General features: G+C 68.5%; 4 protein-coding genes and 1 pseudogene. 4 read left to right on the top strand and 1 reads right to left on the bottom strand.

Annotated elements, in window-relative coordinates; genetic code table 11:
* Positions 1-165 precede the first annotated feature (165 nt).
* The gene (locus ACWGIG_RS36895; RefSeq protein WP_453326086.1) at positions 166-2,547 is read right to left on the bottom strand and encodes a transglycosylase domain-containing protein; all 2,382 of its coding nucleotides are present in this window, start codon (positions 2,545-2,547) and stop codon (positions 166-168) included.
* A 420-nt stretch (positions 2,548-2,967) separates the two neighbouring features.
* Between ACWGIG_RS36895 and ACWGIG_RS36890 the strand changes: the two genes are divergently transcribed.
* The 4 genes and pseudogenes from ACWGIG_RS36890 to ACWGIG_RS36875 all read left to right on the top strand — a co-directional run.
* A complete protein-coding gene (locus tag ACWGIG_RS36890; protein WP_453326085.1) occupies positions 2,968-3,903 on the top strand; it encodes an SPFH domain-containing protein in 936 nt (311 codons plus the stop codon).
* Complete coding sequence (locus tag ACWGIG_RS36885) at positions 3,900-4,187, top strand: hypothetical protein (RefSeq protein ID WP_453326084.1); 288 nt, start codon at positions 3,900-3,902, stop codon at positions 4,185-4,187. Before ACWGIG_RS36890 ends, ACWGIG_RS36885 begins: the two co-directional genes overlap by 4 nt.
* Before the next feature lie 85 nt (positions 4,188-4,272).
* Positions 4,273-4,797 carry a PadR family transcriptional regulator gene (locus ACWGIG_RS36880; RefSeq protein ID WP_453326083.1) on the top strand — a complete coding sequence of 175 codons (525 nt, stop codon included), beginning with the start codon at positions 4,273-4,275 and terminating at the stop codon, positions 4,795-4,797.
* Positions 4,794-4,924: pseudogene (locus tag ACWGIG_RS36875) on the top strand (ABC transporter ATP-binding protein); the annotation flags it as partial. The gene ACWGIG_RS36880 and the pseudogene ACWGIG_RS36875, both read left to right, overlap by 4 nt.

Here is a 4,924-nt window from a genome sequence, read left to right as displayed (position 1 = left end):
TCCCGGAAGGGTGGGGGCCGCCGCTTCTGTGCAGTCGTACGGCCAGGGAGCTACGGGCTGCGGAGCCAGGGGCTACGGGCTACGGGCTACGGGCTGCGGAGCCAGGGGCTGCGGGCTACGGGCTACGGGCTACGGGCTACGGGCTACGGGCTACGGGCTACGGCACTACTGCCACTGCCCGCCGTCGTTGCCCGCGTTCTGGCCGCCGCCCGGTTTGCCGCCGGGCTGGCCGCCGACGTCGTTGCCCTCGATGGTGCCCGCGTTGCCGCCGGGGTCGGTGCCCGGGTCCGGGTCGGGTTCGCCGCCGTTCTGGCCACCGTCCTGACCGCCGTTCTGACCGCCGTCCTGGCCACCGTTCTGGCCGCCGTCCTGACCGCCGTTCTGGCCGCCGTCCTGACCGTTGTTGTCGCCCGGCGGGGTGGGCGGCGGCTGGGTGTGCGCCGGGGGCGTGTGCTTCGGCGGAGGCGTGTGGTCCGGCTTCTCCGGCTCCTGGGACTTGGTGGGAGGCGGAGTGGTCTCCACGGGCGGGGGCGGCGTGCGGTACTCGGCGCCCTCCTTGACCTCCAGGTCGAACTCGGCCGCCTTCTCCTTGTCGCTCAGCGCGCCCAGCGTGTACTCGCGCCAGATCTCGGCGGGGAAACCGCCACCGTTGGCGCGGCCCGCGTTGGCGGTGCCGGTGAGGCTGACCTGACCGCCGGTCTTGGGGTCCTGGCCGAAGAGCGCGACGACGGTGGAGAGCTTCGGGGTGTAGCCCGCGAACCAGGCCGACTTGTTCTCCTCGGACGTACCGGTCTTGCCTGCCGCCTGGTACTCGTCGCTGTCGGCCTTCTTGCCGGAGCCCTCCTTCATCACGTTCTGGAGGACCGAGGTCGTGGTGTCGGCGGCCTGCCGGTCGACGCCGCCGGAGTCGCTGATGCCCTGCGGCTTGAGGTCGTCGCGGTCCTTGTGGGTGGCGACCTTGATGATCGAGGGCGTCATCTTCCTGCCGTGGGCGGCGAGGGACGCGTACGCACCCGCCATGTCCATGGTGTTGGCGCTCATCGTGCCGAGCGACATCGCGGGGGCCTTGCCGAAGTCGCCGCGGTCCTTCATGCCCGCCCGCAGCGCGGTGTCCCTCACGTTCCCCGCGCCGACGTCCACGATCATCTGCGCGAAGACGGAGTTGACGGACTTGGCCGTCGCCTTCTGGACGGTGATGTCGCCGTAGTCCTCGTCGTCCTCGTTCTGGGGCGCGAACGGGACGTCGCTGCCGACGACCTTCCGCTTGCTGGTGCCGTCGTAGAGCGTGTTGGCGGTGATCTCCTCACCGTCCTGCGTCTCCGAGTCGTGCTCCAGGGCCGACGTGAAGATGAACGGCTTGAAGGTGGAGGCGGGCTGGTAGTCGGTGCGGGTGGCGTTGCTGATCTGGTGCTTGATGAACTCCTCGCCGCCGTACAGCGCGACGACGGCGCCCGTCTTCGGGTCGACCGAGGTGGCGCCCGCCTGGACGGTCGCGTCCACCTTGTTGCCCTTGCGGTCCAGCTTGGACTCCAGGCGGCGCTCGACCGCCTTCTCCAGGTCCTTCTGCCGCTTCTTGTCGATGTTGAGGGTGATGTTCCAGCCGCCGGCCGCGAGCTGCTTGTCGTCGATCTCGTAGCGGGCCTTGAGCAGTTGGTTCGCCGCCTCGACGAGGTAGCCGACCTGGCCCTTCATGCCGGGCGCGGGCTGCTTCTTGATCACCTTGGGGAACTGCATGGTGGCCCGGTCGGCCTGCTTGAGCCGGCCCATCTTGACCATGTTGTCCAGGACGTAGTTCCAGCGCTCGATGACGAGCGCCTTGCTCTTCGGGGTCGCCGTGAGGACGTCGTAGCTGCTGGGCGCCTGGAGCAGGGCCGCCAGGTAGGCGCCCTCCTCGACGGTCAGCTTCCCGACGTCCTTGCCGTAGTACGCCTGGGCGGCGGACTGGATTCCGGCGGCGCCGCGCCCGTAGTAGCTGGTGTTGATGTAGCCGAGCAGGATCTCGTCCTTCGACTTCTCGTCGTCGACCTTGAGCGAGATCACCAGTTCCTTGAGCTTGCGGCTGATCGTCTGGTCGGGCGTGAGGTAGTAGTTCTTCACGTACTGCTGGGTGATCGTCGAACCACCCTGCTTGCCCTTGCCGGTGATCGTGTTGAGCAGACCGCGGGCGGTGCCCTTGAAGTCGATGCCCTCGTCCTCGTAGAACGACATGTTCTCGGCGGCGACGAACGTCCACCGGACGTCCTCGGGGACCTTGTCGAGGTCGACGTTCTCCCGGCTGGGACCGCCGTCGCTGCCGGTACGGGCGAGGACCGAGCCGTCGCTGTACTTGTAGACGTTGCTCTGACTCGTCGCCGACGCATTGCCGGTGGCCGGGATGTCGATCGACATGTAGAGCGCCAGGAAGGCTCCCATCCCGAGCAGACAGACACCGAGGAACGTGCCCAGCATCTTCTTCCAGGTGAAGAAGCGGCGTATTCCGCTCCTCCCGGCAGTCCCGCCCCGGCGCGACCCGCGCTGCCGGGCCCTGCGCGCATCCGCTCGGCCCATTGGTCAGTTGCTCCGCTTCTCAGTCGTCACTCGCGATACTCACCGAACACTCGCCGGATCAGCTCAGAAAGCTAACATCGACGGAAAGGACAAATTGGTGCCAATCACATCTTTTATGGACGTGACAATCAGCACCCCCCTCAGGGGAACCGACGAACAAGAGTGCCCAAAGGTTGCCAGGAGTGAGCGAAGTTGAGGAAACCCGTCCGATTTACGGCCCTATGCGGATGCGACTCGGACCCGCGCGGTCGCAGCGCGGCCTGCGCAGTGCTCGCACAGCACTCTCACAGCGCCTGTGCGGTGCCTGTGCGGCACCTGTTCCGCACCTGTGCAGTCGCGGGAATCCGCGATAAAGTGATATCACTTTGCTAGACGCGTCGGCCTTGACCGGCGCGGAGACGCACAGAAACGGGGACCACCATGCCGACCACCACCCACACACCCTCCGACGACCTTCCGGAGATGCCCGCACCGCGCGTCACCGAGTTCGCCGCGCACAGCATCGCGGGCGGCCTCGCGCTCCTGCTCGGCCTGGTCGGCATCGTCGCCGCCGCGGGCCTGATCGCGGTCGGGGCGTCCGCCGCCGCCATGGGCCTGAAGATCACCCTGATCGTGCTGGGTGTCGTCCTCTTCTTCGCGTCGGTACTCGCGATGAGCGGGCTGAACATGGTCGCGCCGGGCGAGGCCCGCGTCGTCCAGCTCTTCGGCCGCTACCGGGGCACGATCCGCACCGACGGTCTGCGCTGGGTCAACCCGCTGACCTCCCGCAACAAGATCTCCACCCGGGTCCGCAACCACGAGACCGCCGTCCTGAAGGTCAACGACGCGTACGGCAACCCGATCGAGCTGGCGGCGGTCGTCGTGTGGCGCGTCGAGGACACCGCCCAGGCCTGCTTCGAGGTGGACAACTTCCTGGAGTTCGTCTCCACCCAGACCGAGGCCGCCGTACGGCACATCGCCATCGAGTACCCGTACGACTCCCACGACGAAGAGGGCCTCTCGCTGCGCGGCAACGCCGACGAGATCACCGAGAAGCTGGCGGTCGAGCTGCACGCCCGCGTCGAGGCGGCCGGCGTCCACATCATCGAGTCCCGCTTCACCCACCTCGCGTACGCCCCGGAGATCGCCTCCGCGATGCTCCAGCGGCAGCAGGCCGGTGCGGTCGTGGCCGCCCGGAAGCTGATCGTGGACGGCGCCGTCGGCATGGTCGAGCAGGCCCTGGTCCGCATCACCGAGCAGGACATCGTCACGCTGGACGAGGAGCGCAAGGCGGCCATGGTGAGCAACCTGCTCGTCGTGCTGTGCGGCGACCGGGCGGCCCAGCCGGTCATCAACACGGGCTCGCTCTACCAGTGAGCGAGGACACCGGCGCGGACACCGGCGCGGACACCGACGGGGAAGAGCCCGCTCCCAAACCCCGGCGCGAGGCCCGCAAGCAGGTGCTGCTGCGGCTCGATCCCAAGGTGTACGACGCCCTGGCGCGCTGGGCGTCCGACGAGCTCCGCAGCGCGAACGCCCAGATCGAGTTCCTGCTCCGCAAGTCGCTCACCGACTCGGGCCGGCTCCCGAAGCACACGGGGCCGATCCCCCGCCGGGGGCGGCCACCGAAGCAGCCTCCTTCGGAACAGGGCGAGAACTAGCAGGTGGGGGGCGGTTCCGACCGCTCCCCACCTTCCTTTCCCCATCTATACACTCGACGTATACACATCAGGTACAGTGCTCCGCATGTCCATCGGTCACACCCTGCTCGGCCTCCTGGAGGCCGGCCCCTGCCACGGTTACGACCTGAAGCGGGCCTTCGACGAGAAGTTCGGCCACGACCGCCCGCTGCACTACGGGCAGGTCTACTCCACCATGTCCCGGCTGCTGAAGAACGGCCTCGTCGAGGTCGACGGCACCGAGTCCGCCAGCGGCCCCGAGCGCAAGCGGTACGCCATCACCGACGCCGGGATCACCGACGTCGGGCAGTGGCTCACCCAGCCCGAGAAGCCGGAGCCGTACCTCCAGTCGACCCTGTACACCAAGGTCGTCCTCGCACTCCTCACCGACCGCAACGCGCACGCCCTCCTGGATGTCCAGCGCTCCGAGCACCTGCGGCTGATGCGCATCCTCACCGACCGCAAGCGCGGCGGCGACCTCGCCGACCAGCTCATCTGCGACCACGCCCTGTTCCACCTCGAAGCCGACCTGCGCTGGCTCGAACTCACCGCCGCCCGCCTGGACCGGCTCGCCACGGAGATACGCCGATGACTCCCCCGACCACCCCCCGGGCCCCCGCCGGCTCCCTCCTCACCGCCACCGGCCTGCACAAGGCGTACGGCACGACCCCCGCCCTCGACGGCGCGGACTTCTCCATCCACCCCGGCGAGGTCGTCGC

The sequence above is a fragment of the Streptomyces sp. NPDC054863 genome (assembly GCF_053610825.1).
The sequence above is the reverse complement of the archived record's forward strand: the minus strand, read 5'-3'. Positions and strand labels throughout refer to the sequence as shown.

Bases quoted from the DNA above. Each gene is read 5' to 3' on its own strand.
- ACWGIG_RS36895 (WP_453326086.1), bottom strand. From the start codon at position 2,547: ATGGGCCGAGCGGATGCGCGCAGGGCCCGGCAGCGCGGGTCGCGCCGG.
- ACWGIG_RS36880 (WP_453326083.1), top strand. From the start codon at position 4,273: ATGTCCATCGGTCACACCCTGCTCGGCCTCCTGGAGGCCGGCCCCTGC.
- ACWGIG_RS36890 (WP_453326085.1), top strand. From the start codon at position 2,968: ATGCCGACCACCACCCACACACCCTCCGACGACCTTCCGGAGATGCCC.